Here is a 14,481-nt window from a genome sequence, read left to right as displayed (position 1 = left end):
GGGCTGGGGCTAGCGTGGGGTGCGGAGGGCTTCCAACCTAAGTTGATTACCTTCCTGATGCACAACGAATTCTGCGACGAATTCACGCGCAGAGGGAAACTCACCCGCCCGCTGTTTCTTGTGGGAGACCAGCTTCGCGGAGAAATGGTATTGCTGCCCCTGTGTAAATGCGTAGCCCTCATCAGGGACGCACTGATTGGGGGCGACATCCCGCAGCGGATCGAAGAATTTGAACGTGCGGCTCTGCGCCTCATCCAATCGGTAGATCGAGATGCCCGCGAGCTTTTCGTCTCCCTGCGGCTGGACGGTGATGCATACTTTGCCCTCACGCAGGCTGGCGGTAGCGGGATAGTCTACGGGGATACGATCGCCTATCGACGGACAGCCGGCGAGCAGGAAGGGGAATGCGAGGGGGAAAATCCGTTTCATTTTGTCTCTGCGTTATCTGCTGCCCTGCGTGATATTTTCAATTTCATAAGCGCCGTTGAGCTTTTTCACTTTGAAGTGAGCAATAAAGGCCCTGCCGGAAACATCCTGCAGATTTCTGCGCTTCTCAATCGGTACAAAATTTAGCCTCATGCTATAGATATGATTTTCCTGAAACGGGTAATCTTCTTGGGTAGCGCAAATGCCCTTTTTAAGATCCTGATTCCCCACCTCAATCAATTTCTCATCCGTATCACCGCTGAGATAGAGCGTATCTTGCCTTTCATTTTCCTTTGGCGACGGAGAAATGCAAATATCGCCATTCGCTTTAGCATGGGCGGTGATAGGGATATCCGGCGCATAGCGCTGATCGAGACGATCGCCTACACAGGCGCTTAGCAAGGACACACCAACAACGGCACAGAACAATCTCGCCTTCATAATCAATCCTCTTACTTGTAAGGAAAACCGACTAACACTTTCTCATATTTTTCTTTTACTTTTCTCACATCGGCATAGTCATTACCGCTGTAAGTCACTTCCTTGCCGAAGCGATTTCTCCAAACAGCATAACCTGAAGAGGTCAACAAATGATAATCAGCAACGATCTGAGCCTGTTGCTCCATAGCGTAGTTCTTTAGGAGTTTGGAGCCATCCAGTTCATAACTGTAATTTGCCAACCAACTGTAGAGGCCTCGGGTCTTAACCCACATACCACGCTGGTATTGCCAAACATGAACCATTTCATGGATGAAAAGATGTTTATGACTATACCCTTCCTTTGAGAAATCGGGCACGTACCAGTCTCTAAAATACAGCTCACCATTGGGTGACATCGCAGTATTTCGATTTTGTAAGCCAAAGGGGAAATAGCTATCGTGATGAACCCAGACTTTCCCATAAATAATTGAACCACCAAATACCGACTTCGCAAGGCCGATCTCCCCGGAGGTTAATAGTCTTAAAGCGCCCTCTTTCTTTTCCATCGTGGTGCATCCCTGTCATTATTTAAAAAACTCACTACCGCAAGCATTAACAAAGAGGTTGATAATAGCACCCTAGGCACGCAGGATAAATACCCCACCATATTTTTTACATTCATTCACTTCAATGTGTTTCATGATAACTAAATTCACGCATTTAATAATTCAATTAGAAAATGAATTATCCAAATTGATTGGTCTGAATTACAAATTAAAAACTGCGATCGGCATTCCAATCTCATGAGTAAACAACCTGTAATTCCATACAGCTTATTTTTTCCTTTTACTGATAACGTTATAGTTTTTCCGCTGCGGCAAAACCCACAGCCGGAGTTAGCGTTCCGAATCCCCCAACCCTGTTCGAATATGGTATAAATTCGAGCATGCCGATGCACACCCAAACAATGGTGGCTCGGGCGGTGCTTCCTCCGGGAAGGCCGGTATCCGTTGGGGCCGGTACGCTAACGCCGTTCGAGCTACCACCCGAGTTTAGCGTCTCTTCTGGTAGCGGTATTTCTCTCCCAATGGAAATAGCCGATATGGAAAACACAAACTTACCCAACGCTTCTGAAACCATCCCCAACACCCTAACCCTCTACCGCCAACTGTTTAACCACCTCGATCTCAGCGCTTTCAATCCCTCAGAACTCTTAGACCTGGCCGCACTCTCTGCCGAACAGGCGGAAGGTCTGTGCCACGGCCTGATGCTGTTCGGCCATTTGCTGCAAAAGCACCCGCAGCTGGATATCGAAGACTGGGAGCAACTAAATCGCTATCTCAACGCTACGGCGCATCTGGTTCCTGCGCTGTGTAACCTGTATGGGCGGGCTCTGCGTGAGATCGAAGCCTGCAACTAATGTAAGCGACAATCAGGGCGATGCCTGTACTCGTCGCCCTTCCCAATCACGCTTTTCCAATAGATCTGACTGACATATCACAACAAAAGCATTCATCAAGGTAGGCATTTCCTCCCCTACCTGGCATAGTTAACGCATTCGGTAAATCGATGAGTTAACTGCTGGGTATTGATGCATACTGCACTCGTCAGCAAGCACATTGCCCAGAGCCTACTCGGTAATATGAGGGAGTGGTTTTGGCAACTGCGATAGAGGCGTTATCTTCAAAAGAATCCGTTTTAAAAGCCATCGAAGAATATAAAAAACTTGGCCGAGATGAATTCTTAAAACAACATGAAATAAAACGATTTAAAAAATACACCCTTCATTATAATGGCGAGAAGTACGACATCCGAGGCATTGCCGCTAGAGCATACCGTGAGCAGCATGGCTATCCGTTTAAAGGAATCAATGCCGATAGCGGCACGGAAAAAGCCATCCAATTTCTCAAAGACCTCGGTTTTGAGATCGTCGAAACACTGCATCCTTTTGACTATTTAACCGAAGGCAAACTGTACACACGCAAAGCGCTTATCGAGCTCTACGGCGGGCAGCTGCAAGGCGGTATCTGGACCCCACGGGAATTTCCGGTGATCTTTATCTTCACCGGAGAAAGCGGCGAAACCTACGGCTATAAAGATGGTCAGCTAGAGGATGGACGCTATGCCTATACGGGAGAAGGCCAAAAGGGGCCAATGACCTTTACTAGAGGTAATAAGGCCATCCGTGACCATAAGGACGATGGCAAAGACATCTTCCTGTTTGAGGACAACAAGAAAGAAAAAGGCGTCCGCTATCTTGGCATGTTCGAGTGCGATTCTTGGGATCACATTCAGTGCTTAGACTTCGAAAATAATATGCGGCAAGGCATTACCTTTAACCTTTTCAAAGTCTCGTCACTGCATGCGGTTGAAGAAGATGCAGACACCGATGAAGCCGATACACAGACAGAGACGCTCGAGCAGTTGCGCAAGAAGGCACTACAGTCCTCAAAGCAATCAGGCCAGCGCCAACAGAGTGACAGCAAAAAATCCTGGTTCAAACGCAGCGAAGACGTGAAAAAATACGTGCTGAAGCGCGCCAACGGCATCTGTGAAGCCTGCGACCAGCCGGCACCGTTCAAGAAAAGGAACGGCGATCCCTACCTCGAACCCCATCACACTAAACGCTTAGCCGACGAAGGCCCCGATCACCCGCAGTGGGTGGGCGCCATTTGCCCAACTTGCCATCGGCGGATTCATAGCGGGGTGGATGGGAAAGAGGTGAATAAGCAGCTGATGGTGAAGCTGGAGTTGAAAGAGGCTGCATATAAATAGCCAGTTTTATTACAGTGCCTCTAGATCGAAACACCCCGTGTTGCCTTTCGAAAAGATAATCCTAGATAAAGGGATTATCTTTTCCCCACATCATTCTCTGCCCACGCTTTGCGGAGATTTGATAAGGGACAACCCATAACCTGAGTGTGTCTGAAAATGCGAAATGCTGGCGTACTGGGTGATTGAAATCATCATGCGCAGGATAAATTAAATACATATCTCCTGAGCCACCAAGATACTTTAGGCCATAGGCAAACATTTGGTAGAGATCGGATTGTGCAATGCCATAGAGAGGTTTTTCCTGCGAGTTGTTATTAATCAGCTTCCATTTGGTATCTAGCACCATTTTGGTACTGACCGGATGCCGTGATTGAATCAACAAATCTGGGCGCAGCTTAAAACAGTCCCTCTCACCATGTTTAACCAACGAATAGCTTGCAGCCTGCGACTTCACCTTGAAACCATCCGGCAATTCGTCAGCAAGCGTTGACGCGACAAAGGACTCAAATACCGCCTCCATCGGGAACAAGAGTGACAACGCTTTAGCATCGCCCTGTAGAGCGCTGGGGCTCATACCCTGCAATATCAACTGCGCCCACGCCAAAGGCTCATGGTAATGAGCCATACCGCGTTCCAAACGCAAACTCGATATGTCACCTTTTATATCTCTACTCGACGGGATACCATCAAAAGCAAAGCGTAATTCCTGTAACCAACGTTGATTATCTGAGGACAGGCTCAGGTTACCCAACTGATAAAGTGCAGAACGTAATAGCCTATTGGCCGCACAATCAGGTAAATAATCATCGTAATCAAGATAGAATTTATGACGGTTCACTGCGTTATGGCGTAACTGCGCTGACAGCATCAACTTGCCTTTCATAAAGGGCAAGTTAGCCTGTTCTTTCACGTAATCTGACCGCAGTCCCTGCTTAAGTAGCTGGCTAACGCTATGCAAAAACTGGTTGATAAAGATCTCCAGTAAAGGCATTCGTTGCGCATGAACTGAAGCCTGCTGGGTTTGAATATGCCTAAATCCAGACAGATGACTTAGCATAATCAGTAGCGTTTCGCGCGCTTGCCCCAACGTAAGGTTTTTGCCTATCTTTGGCAGGATCTCCAGTTGCAGGCCATAGGGGGTATAGAGTATCCCTGCGTAATTCTGTACCTGTAGCAATCGGCGCCCAGAACGTGAGGTGAGTTTAAGCAGCTGGCTTCCTTCCTCACTGGTTAGGCTAAGCGATTCTAAATAGTCAAAAACCTCAGGAGGAAGAGGAACAGCGCCAACCGGCGACTCTTTTTCAACGCCTAACAGGTCATACTCAAAAACAGAGATCACCTTACCCATTTTGTACAGCCTGGGTGGCTTCTTCAGGTTGATAGATCGCACGGTAAGCCTGTGGCAAATCCCAGACTTCATGCTCAAACGCTTTCAGTTCGTAGGCGGTTGATTGCTGATCGTGGCGCCGTAAACCATGATCGGCGCCAAAAAGAATCTCCAGATCGTCGCTTTGCTCCATCACGAATTGGAGGCTGTCGTTTTGTTTCTGATTATCCGCCAATACCAAACGGATTTTGTTCCAGTCGTCAAAGAAGTATTCCTGCAATAAGGGGATGATCTTCTTCTGGAAGACCGCTTTCAGCTGTTTAAATGCCAAGTCTTCATCCTTCGCATCACAGGCTTTTTTAACTGGCATAAAGAAGGCATGCCCTAAGGTATGCTCACGATCGTAGAGCGCCTCAATTCGGCTATTAATCTTCTCTAACAAAGACTCAAGCTCAATGCCCTTTACTCTCGCCCCGCTGAGCAATGAAAGATCCGGCATCATCTCAACAAAGTCGAATCGGCGACGCAATGCGGTATCCATCAGCGCTAACGAACGGTCCGCAGTGTTCATTGCACCAATAATGTCTACGTTGCCAGGAACGCTGAATACTTGGCCGCTATAAGACAGCTGCAAACTCATTGCATTGCTCATCCCAGCGCGCTTGTCGATTTCTATAAGAGAAATCAGCTCGCCGAAAATTTTGGAGATATTGCCACGATTGATCTCATCAATAAAAATGGCATAGCGATGCGCCGGATCGGCCTTGGCCCGCTGGCATAGCCGCATGAAAATACCCGGCTCTATGGGGTAAGAAATATTCCCATTGTCATCTGCACGGGCTCGCATCCCTTCAATAAACTCTTCATAACCATAGGATTGGTGGAAGGTGACTGCGGCAAATCGCTGAATCGCCTCTGCGGTTTGTGGGCCTCGCTTTAACTCATCATAAAGCGAGATAAGGTCTTCCACTTGTTCTAGCTGCGGCTTAACCAGGAACCACTCACTCTCTGCCGTTTTATTGAAAATCGCGGGCTCACGGCGGTCTTTATATTCAACCGTAGTGGACTCTGGCACGGTGAAGGATTGCAGCGTTGCCCACGCAGTTTGCGATAGATTACTGCTGCGGCCATTCAGTAGAGCTTTACGCTGGAACCAAGGGTGCTCAATCAGCAAACGAACTTTGGCCTTTCTATTAAGATCTAACAAAACTAACGCAGTCACCTGCATCCAGTTCAGCGTTTCGAGACGAGAATCTAACCAAGCATCATAGTCAGCGGAGGCCGCTTGGGTGGTGTACTCCTTCATCTTTTGCTGCAAGACGAAAGTCTTCCCGGTGCCCGGTGGACCAAAGTAGATAGCGTTAACAGGTGAGTGCTGCGGTATCTGCGGGCTCACAACTTTATGGCTTTCTACGGCAATATGGTTAGCCACTTCCTGTTGCTTCTGCTCGCCATCGCGCTCACGCAGCAATTCGTAAAGATGCCAGATTGCCATGTTGACATAGTAAGGGTCCGCATCTGGTAACCGTGCGTTAATCGCATTCTTCAGTTCATGGTTTTTTTGCAGCCAATTTCCGGTAAGCGTGAGCGCCAGGGAAAATCGATTATTTAGAAACGTCGCCGCTTTGGTAAATGCATTCTCGTCCACCGTGCTGGTGCAGGTTGCCGGCGTAAACGCCGCAAAGACACGATTCCGCAAGCTCCAATACATGCGCTTTAGCAGCCCGCTCTCCTTAGCTTGCTGCAAAGCGGCTTCTACATATTGGTAAGTTTGTTCATCAGGCTGGCGACGAATGCGCTCAGTCAGCTCTCTGAATAACGGCAGGCTTTGTTGGAATTCAGCCAGCGATGGAACGCCCTGCCGGATACTGGCAATACCGTTGTCACGCTCGTACCAAAGCCGTTTAACCAGATCATCCGTTTCGGGCTCAGAAAATGTTGGCGTTTGCTGAAGTGACGCCGTGAATTCACGGTAACGACGATCCCACTCTGAATGCGAATAGTCTTTATATTCGGCCAGAGAACCGATCACTTCATCGAGAGTCAGCTTACCTGCTTCAATATCGGCAACGATATCCATCACGAAATTCCTATACTGTGACATTTTAGGAGGAAGCCCCCCTATAACAATAAAGCCAAAGCGGCTCCCGTTTTAAGCACCTTTGAGCATATCAAACACCACGCGGGCGAATCCCCTGGCAAGTTCAGGGTTGGACAGATACTGCACCATCATCTCATGCTGGGCTTCATTGCTGTCCATCACGGCATCATCGATCGCTTTCGGGAAATCCCCCAGCATCGCCTGTTCACGCGTATTGTTAGCGATCTGCGTCATCACCGCCTGGTTTTCCGATAGTTTGTCACGCACGGTAAAGGCGTAGTTGATCATGTCTTTATCACTAAGATTATCCGTAACAAACAGATCATTCAGGCGCGCCAGAATATTGGACAGAAACTCTTCTTTCTTGTCTTTTGGCTTCGCGGTACCCATATCGTTACCCGGTGTGATTTGGTATTCTTCCGCATCTTCCTGCAGCTTCAGATGTTGTTCATGAAGCTTCGATAAGCGGTAATGGCTCATATCCACATTACTTAAATCAATCTCATCGTCTTCAATACGCTGTTCATGCAGCAACGGGCGAAGATGCCGAGCAAATAGGCTCAGCTTCTCAAGGCTCTTGTCATCGTAATCTACGATCTGCGACATAAACTCATAAAAACGAACAAAGCTACCGAGATCTTTTTTGAAGATATCCAGCTTGTCTTTTTCCTGTTTGCACGTCTTAAAGCTGTTTTCTGCATTAGTTATCAGCACCACATCGCCGGTCTTCTTGGTGCGTTCAAACATCTCTTTAGCCAACACATAGGCATCAATCGCTGAGGTATAACGGTGCTTCCAGCGTTCAACCGCCGGCTTGCAGATATTGCTTATTGCAGCATTGGATTTGTTCTTGGTGAAGAACGCCTCGCAGAATTGCTCCACTTCGTTCCACAGGAAAATGCCGCTAGTGCGAAGTTTCTCGAACAACTCAAAGACTAACTGCGGATCGCTGACATCAGTCAGTTCTGCCGTTTGGTAGTAAGGCTGAAATGCCGCCAGAATGTCATCCGGCTCATTATAGAAATCGAGTACAAAGGTTCCCGATTCCTTTTTCCCTGGATAAGTGCGGTTGAGCCGTGAAAGTGTCTGGACGCATTCCACGCCGCCCAGCGCTTTATCCACATACATGGCGCATAGCTTGGGTTGGTCAAAACCGGTCTGGAACTTATTCGCGACCAACATCACCTGGTAATCATCAGTCTCAAACGCTTTGCGCATGTCCCGGCCTTTCAACCCAGGGTTCATGTTGATTTCAGTAAACTTCTGGTTCAGCAACGCAAGGCTATTGTGGTCACTTTCATAGAATTCCACTTCACCGGAAAATGCCACCATGGCATTGATCTTCGGATAGTTGTTTTCAGCGATGTATTTATCAAAGGCCAATTTGTAACGCACCGCGGCTTTACGAGAGCTGGTGACTACCATCGCCTTAGCCTGCCCCCCCAACAGATGCATCACATGCTTACGGTAGTGCTCAACAATCACCTTTACCTTCTGCGAAACATTATGCTCATGCAACGCAACCCACTGATTCAGTTTGACCTTCGCCTTATTGCTGTCGACTTCCCGATCGGGATCGTCCAGCTTCTGCAGAAGCTTATAGGCCACCTTATAGTTGGTGTAATTCTTCAGGACATCGAGAATGAAGCCCTCTTCAATCGCCTGACGCATGGAGTAAACGTGAAATGCTTCCGGCTTATTGGTTTTTGAGGCAGGTTCAAATGGGTTAGGACGACGGCCAAACAGCTCTAACGTTTTGGCTTTTGGCGTGGCGGTAAAAGCATAGTAGTTGAGATTGTTGCTGCCTTTACGTGCGGCGACGGTGGCATCGAGAATATCTTCCGAGGTCATCACCGCATCGTCATCCGTCTCCTCCGTCATCAGTACTTCTTTCAGCTGACGCGCCGTGGAACCGCTCTGAGAAGAGTGCGCTTCATCAGCAATCACCGCATACTTACGCTGCTTAAGGCTGACGCTGCTTTCAATCGCCTTCAGCACATGCGGGAAGGTTTGGATGGTAACGATAATAATTGGCTGCGAGTTTTCCAGCGCGCTAGCCAGCTTCTCTGACTTTGAGCCGTCACCTTCTTTATTGTTGATACGGCCGACCACCCCATCTTGATGCTCAAACTGGTAGATGGTGTCCTGGAGCTGGTCATCCAGCACGGTACGGTCCGTCACCACGATCACCGAGTGGAATTGCTTCTCGCCTTGCTCATCATGCAGCCGAGAAAGTTGGTGGGCGGTCCAGGCAATGGAGTTAGATTTACCGGAGCCCGCGCTGTGCTGAATGAGATACTTATTGCCAGTGCCTTCTACCGCCGCAGCGATAATCAGTTTGTTCACGACATCCCACTGATGATAACGCGGGAAGATCAGGCTCTCTTTCTTGCCCTTAAGGCCATTCCACTCTTCTTTCTCTTCGATTTGTAGATGCACAAAACTAGCAAGAATTTTCAGCAGATTGTCCGGGAGCAGTACCTCATTCCACAGGTAGCTGGTGGCGTATTCGTTGGCATCTTCCGGGATGTCGTTCCCCGCACCGCCGTCATGAGTACCTTTGTTAAATGGCAGGAAGAAGGTTTTATCACCGTCGAGTTTGGTCGCCATAAATACTTCGTACTGACTGACGGCAAAGTGCACGAGTGCCCCGCGTTTGAAAGTAAGCAGCGGTTCCGGCTTGTTGGTAACGGGATCCTTTGGCAAACGCGTTTTCTTATATTGCGTAATGGCGTTTTGCACTGCCTGCTTAAACTCAGACTTCAGCTCCAACGTTGCCACCGGCAAACCGTTGACGAACAACACCAGATCGATACGCCATTTTTTCGCTTTTGTACCCGCTTCTTCAAATGCCGCTTTCGCAGCGTGTGGGCTATACACCAGTTCCGGCACAATACGGCAGATATTCTGCTGATAACGCGCGAGCGTTTCAGGATTGAGGCTATGCTCCGGCTTAAACTGACACAGGGAAAACCGGGCGTTATGGCTTTTTATCCCGTGCCGCAGCACACCGAGAGTGCCGTAAGTACGCGACAGCATATCGGTAGCGTTGATATCCGCTTTTCTCAGCTGAGCGACTAGCGCATCGAGGAAATGACGTTCGGTATCGGTAGGATAAATCTTTGAAAACTTTTCCCACTCCTGCGGCTGCGTGGTTTGCACAAAGGTCAATGCATCCTGCGAATATAGCGCACGTTCGCGGTCGTAGCCGTCGCCTTTGCCAACAATCCAACCCGTTTCGACCATCTGAGCAATCATTTCATTTTGGAAAATCAGCTCTTTGGTGGTATCCATACTCATACGGTGGTCTCCTGCGGCTCCTCAGCGTCTTGCATATCAGGTGCAACCCAGTCGCGTACGTCGATTTTACCGGTGACGGCAGCGGAGATTAGGGCGGTTCGGCGTTCAGTTAGAAGATTTTTCATCTCCAATTGCATAGTTTCTAATCTAACAATTTTACTAAGCTCATCATCGAGATAATCAGATATGTCCACTTGCTCATTAAAAGGAGGAAGACATAAAGAGTGATTGCCTATAGCCTGCTGAGAAATACCTAAAAATGTTGAGCCGGTACCATTATTTTTTATAAAAGACTGGAAATGATTCGTCTGCATAAGATAAAACATGAACTTAGTATAATATGTTTTTTCATCGCCTCCCATTAATGGTCTAAATAACAAAAGGTGACTATTAAGACAAGCTTCACCAGGCAATTTGTCAACATATGAAAGCTTACCCATTGCCGCGCCATCTTTCATCAGCAAAATATCGCCTATATCAAGCTGGATATTTGAGTCTAATTTATACCTTTCTAATGAAACCCGCGGACAGCTATTCCAATCAATTTCATAGTTATTAAAATGAGCACTACTGACTACATATGGGCCTTCATCTCTATATTCGTCAGCTTTAAGGCCCTGCCACCCCAAACGACCTTTAAGAGATGATAAATATTTAATTGGAGTTGATCTTCTCCAATGCTCCGGCACTTCCCCCAACCACTCAACACCAGAGTCTTTCATCGGCACATCAGGGTTTAGCCCTTTGGTGACGGCATGGCTAATCACTGCCTGACGTTTTTCCTTCAGCAGCTCAATCAGTTGTTGTTGCTTCTCGATCAGTTTATCGATTTTTGCAGTTTCGTGATCGAGGAAATTTACAATGTTAGAAATAAAATCATTATTCGATGGCAATGCGACTTTAATACCACCTACCGTATCAGTATTAAGGTTTAACTGAGTGCCCATTTTTCCCAATCCCTTATATGCTTGCTCTCCAGCAAAAACATAGAAAAGGAATTTGCTCGGTACTTTCAAATAAGGGAAATATACGAACCCATCATGTATACATGATTTAATTGCAGTGATACATGGTTTCCCTACTGTGCCAGCAATACTTAAGAAAAGCTGATTAGGTTCAAGCTTTACACTTAAAGAGCTCCCCAATACCGACATTTTTTGCGTCGTTTCGAATAAATAAGTATCCGAAGCCGTCACATCTGCGATGCGTACCCAAGCATAATCTCCATCCTCGTCGAAAAATTTTGGATCATCAATCGGTCTTGGTGAAGAGCCTCTTTTTACTTGGCTGAGGTATTTAATATTAATAACGTCCCAATCTTTTGGGACTTTACCCAACCATTCAACCCCAGAATCCTTATACTCCGGATATGTCTTATACTTAGTCATCAGGAATGAACCTCCTGCAGCAGCTTCATAATCTCGGCGCTAACGACGTCCAGATCGGCGTCAATCTCCTCCAACGGACGCGGCGGTTGATAAACGTAGAAATGGCGGTTAAACGGAATTTCATAACCGACAATACCAATTTCACCGTCTTTCGCATCACGCTTATCGGCATTAATCCAGGCATCGGCCACGTGCGGCAACACTTCTGCTGTGAAGTAGCTCTCAATCAATTCACTGGTGGAAACGGCGGGATTTAACGGTACGTTCTCGTTGTCACGTAGGTCACCATCCTGCTCGAACTCCACTACTTTGCCTTTGTATTCAAACGCACCGTACAGCGGCTGAGCGGCTTCTTTCAGCGCCTTCTTCACCACCGGCTCGGCATCCGGGTTTTTGGTGGTGATGGCATCGATAAACTGCTTGTTCTCTTTCGCATCCAGCTTCACGCCAGCCGTTTTGATGGCCCCTTTTAGCGTGAGCTGGAACTGATTGAAATCGTTGCTCACCAGCGTTTTTCCACCTGCCTGAGCTCCTAACGCTGTCTGGATTTGCTGAGCTTTAGCCATCAATGCGCGTTGTGCCAACCACAGCTTGCTGTCGAGCAGATCTTTAATCTGCTTCTCCTTCAGCTCGGCAAATTCTGCTTTGATAATCGTTCGGGCTTCTGCTTCGATATCGGAGAAATCGCCATAGTTTCCGTCATGCCACTGTGCCGAAAACTCTTCGTACAAACGCTCCATGGGAGCGTTAAACGGCTTCGGTGCAAAGCGCAGCGTGGCAATCGCTTCATCGGTGACCTGTGCAGATAAGCGCAAAGGGCGCTCAATGGTCAGGCGACGATAACCAAAATCGGTGCTGTTAAAGATTTTGCTGGCGAAGGTTTTCGGCCCTTCGGTTTTAGAGCTGGTAGATTGGCGCCCACGGTTGGATTTTTGTTCTGCCGCTTTTTCCATCCCAAGTTCTTCAAGCGGGGTGGCATCCACCGCCTCAAAATCACCAAAGGTACGGGTGATAAGCTTGATATCGTCCTCGCCCATCAGATTACGTTTAGAACCCAGCGATTTTCGCATCTTGCCGCACAGATTAGTGCCATCAATCAGCTGCACTTTACCTTTACGCGCCCGCGCTTTCTTGTTCGACAAAATCCAGACGTAGGTCGCAATGCCGGTGTTGTAGAACATATCGGTAGGCAATGCGACGATACCTTCTAGCAAATCGGCTTCCAGAATATAGCGGCGAATCTCACTCTCACCACTGCCTGCCCCGCCGGTAAATAGCGGTGAACCGTTGAGGATGATCCCGATACGCCCACCATTGTTTACGCTACCATCCACATTATGACTGTCGCGCATTTTGCTGATCAGGTGCATCAGAAACAGTAGCGAACCATCAGAGACACGCGGTAGGCCTGGGCCAAAACGCCCGTTAAAACCTTTCTGCTGATGTTCGTCGTTAATCTCACCTTCAATCTTTTTCCAATCCACGCCAAAGGGGGGGTTAGAAAGCATATAGTCGAACTGCTCCTGCGGAAGCTGATCGTTAGAAAGCGTATTGCCCAACTTGATACGGCTGACATCCTGCCCTTTGATCAGCATGTCGGCTTTACAGATAGCGTAGGATTCGGGGTTCAGTTCCTGGCCAAAGGCACGCATCACGGCTTTGGGATTCAGTTCGTGCACGTATTCCATACCCGATGAGAGGAAGCCCCCCGTGCCGGCGGTAGGGTCGTAAATGGTGCGGATAATGCCCTCTTTAGAGAGTGCCTCATCATCTTCCATGAATACCAACGAAGTGGTTAAACGCACGATATCGCGTGGGGTAAAGTGCTCCCCTGCCGTCTCGTTAGAGCTCTCCGCAAAACGACGGATTAACTCCTCAAACACCAAGCCCATATCATGGTTAGAAATCGCTTTAGGGCTCAGGTCGGTGGTGGCAAATTTCTTAACGACTTTGTAAAGCAAGTTGGCATCTTCCAGCAGGCCAACAAACTCACTGAATTTAAAGTGTTCAAAGATTTCACGTGCATCCTTCGAGAACGACTGCACGTAGTTCTCTAGGTTGGCCTTGATGTCGTTCTGCCCCATCTTGCCGAGATCCATCGGCGACGTGTTGAAGAAAGACAGCCCTTTGGTCGCACGCAACAGAAACTTCTCTCGCCCTTCTTCCGGTAGAGGGCTGGCCTTCAGTTTCTCCGCCTCTGCCAGCACCGCTTCTTTGGTGCCCGCCAGCACACACTCAAGGCGACGCAACAGTGTAAACGGCAGGATCACCCGCCCGTACTGGGATTGTTTAAAATCACCGCGAAGCAGATCGGCAACCGCCCAGATGAAAGCAGCCGTTTGAGAGAAATTTGTGTTAGCCATATCAATAACCTGAAAGGGGACGTGTAAAGATGGGTAGATTATACATGAATCAATACTGCTTGCTGTGACATCGGTGCGTAGTGATTTTCACCTGTCAGCAGGGTACAAGCCATACAAGCATGCAAACACGCTCCGATATGCTGTTTGCGCTTTACGCTTTTATAGGATCGCATCGATCATTTCATTACAGTTTTTATTATTCTAATGGGAATAAATCACATTGGGTATTATGTCAATGTTTAGTTCACAGTGGATTATTGCTTGCTACAAGTGCAACAGAGTATCTGGGACCACAGAAACACGACAAAGCCCGATTAATTTTATTTATTATTATATTGATTTTGTTACAATGCCCGTAAAATCAAGTTTAGCGACAGCACT

10 protein-coding genes are annotated in these 14,481 nt (G+C 47.9%); 2 read left to right on the top strand and 8 right to left on the bottom strand.

The window, feature by feature from the left end; translation table 11 throughout:
- Positions 1-9: 9 nt before the first annotated feature.
- Genes SSARUM_RS02390 through SSARUM_RS02380 form a run of 3 tightly spaced genes read right to left on the bottom strand, consistent with a single transcriptional unit; the run spans position 10 to position 1,412 of the window.
- Positions 10-429 (bottom strand): putative T6SS immunity periplasmic lipoprotein, encoded by a 420-nt coding sequence (locus SSARUM_RS02390; RefSeq protein WP_060441728.1) that lies wholly within the window; start codon positions 427-429, stop codon positions 10-12.
- A gap of 12 nt (positions 430-441) precedes the next feature.
- A complete protein-coding gene (locus SSARUM_RS02385) occupies positions 442-867 on the bottom strand; it encodes a putative T6SS immunity periplasmic lipoprotein (protein WP_060441729.1) in 426 nt (141 codons plus the stop codon).
- Positions 868-878: 11 nt separating this feature from the next.
- Entirely contained in the window at positions 879-1,412 is a 534-nt protein-coding gene (locus SSARUM_RS02380) for a hypothetical protein (protein WP_060430802.1), read from the bottom strand.
- A 536-nt stretch (positions 1,413-1,948) separates the two neighbouring features.
- Here SSARUM_RS02380 and SSARUM_RS02375 point away from each other — a divergent pair.
- Entirely contained in the window at positions 1,949-2,266 is a 318-nt protein-coding gene (locus SSARUM_RS02375) for a hypothetical protein (RefSeq protein ID WP_060430800.1), read from the top strand.
- A 236-nt stretch (positions 2,267-2,502) separates the two neighbouring features.
- Entirely contained in the window at positions 2,503-3,621 is a 1,119-nt protein-coding gene (locus tag SSARUM_RS02370) for an HNH endonuclease (protein ID WP_060430798.1), read from the top strand.
- Positions 3,622-3,682: 61 nt separating this feature from the next.
- Here the strand turns inward: SSARUM_RS02370 and SSARUM_RS02365 are convergent, their stop codons facing one another.
- From SSARUM_RS02365 to SSARUM_RS02345, 5 genes are all read right to left on the bottom strand, one after another.
- Complete coding sequence (locus SSARUM_RS02365) at positions 3,683-4,969, bottom strand: McrC family protein (protein WP_060430796.1); 1,287 nt, start codon at positions 4,967-4,969, stop codon at positions 3,683-3,685.
- The gene (locus tag SSARUM_RS02360; RefSeq protein ID WP_060430794.1) at positions 4,962-7,028 is read right to left on the bottom strand and encodes an McrB family protein; all 2,067 of its coding nucleotides are present in this window, start codon (positions 7,026-7,028) and stop codon (positions 4,962-4,964) included. Before SSARUM_RS02360 ends, SSARUM_RS02365 begins: the two co-directional genes overlap by 8 nt.
- 72 nt (positions 7,029-7,100) lie before the next feature.
- Positions 7,101-10,349, bottom strand: a complete 3,249-nt coding sequence (locus tag SSARUM_RS02355) for a type I restriction endonuclease subunit R (RefSeq protein ID WP_060430792.1) — start codon at positions 10,347-10,349, stop codon at positions 7,101-7,103.
- Entirely contained in the window at positions 10,346-11,737 is a 1,392-nt protein-coding gene (locus tag SSARUM_RS02350) for a restriction endonuclease subunit S (RefSeq protein ID WP_060430789.1), read from the bottom strand. The genes SSARUM_RS02355 and SSARUM_RS02350 overlap by 4 nt, the downstream gene beginning before the upstream one ends.
- On the bottom strand, positions 11,737-14,100 hold the full coding sequence (locus SSARUM_RS02345) for a type I restriction-modification system subunit M (protein ID WP_060430787.1): 2,364 nt from the start codon (positions 14,098-14,100) through the stop codon (positions 11,737-11,739). Before SSARUM_RS02345 ends, SSARUM_RS02350 begins: the two co-directional genes overlap by 1 nt.
- Between the last annotated feature and the right edge of the window lie 381 nt (positions 14,101-14,481).

Origin of the sequence: Serratia sarumanii, assembly GCF_029962605.1 — a bacterium.
GTDB classification, from domain to species: domain Bacteria; phylum Pseudomonadota; class Gammaproteobacteria; order Enterobacterales; family Enterobacteriaceae; genus Serratia; species Serratia sarumanii.
This window is presented reverse-complemented; position numbering and strand designations above follow the sequence as displayed.

Excerpts from the sequence above, each read along its gene's own strand:
- SSARUM_RS02350 (WP_060430789.1), bottom strand. The coding sequence starts at position 11,737 with ATGACTAAGTATAAGACATATCCGGAGTATAAGGATTCTGGGGTTGAA.
- SSARUM_RS02360 (WP_060430794.1), bottom strand. The coding sequence starts at position 7,028 with ATGGATATCGTTGCCGATATTGAAGCAGGTAAGCTGACTCTCGATGAA.
- SSARUM_RS02365 (WP_060430796.1), bottom strand. The coding sequence starts at position 4,969 with ATGGGTAAGGTGATCTCTGTTTTTGAGTATGACCTGTTAGGCGTTGAA.
- SSARUM_RS02355 (WP_060430792.1), bottom strand. The coding sequence starts at position 10,349 with ATGAGTATGGATACCACCAAAGAGCTGATTTTCCAAAATGAAATGATT.
- SSARUM_RS02345 (WP_060430787.1), bottom strand. The coding sequence starts at position 14,100 with ATGGCTAACACAAATTTCTCTCAAACGGCTGCTTTCATCTGGGCGGTT.
- SSARUM_RS02375 (WP_060430800.1), top strand. The coding sequence starts at position 1,949 with ATGGAAAACACAAACTTACCCAACGCTTCTGAAACCATCCCCAACACC.
- SSARUM_RS02390 (WP_060441728.1), bottom strand. The coding sequence starts at position 429 with ATGAAACGGATTTTCCCCCTCGCATTCCCCTTCCTGCTCGCCGGCTGT.
- SSARUM_RS02380 (WP_060430802.1), bottom strand. The coding sequence starts at position 1,412 with ATGGAAAAGAAAGAGGGCGCTTTAAGACTATTAACCTCCGGGGAGATC.
- SSARUM_RS02385 (WP_060441729.1), bottom strand. The coding sequence starts at position 867 with ATGAAGGCGAGATTGTTCTGTGCCGTTGTTGGTGTGTCCTTGCTAAGC.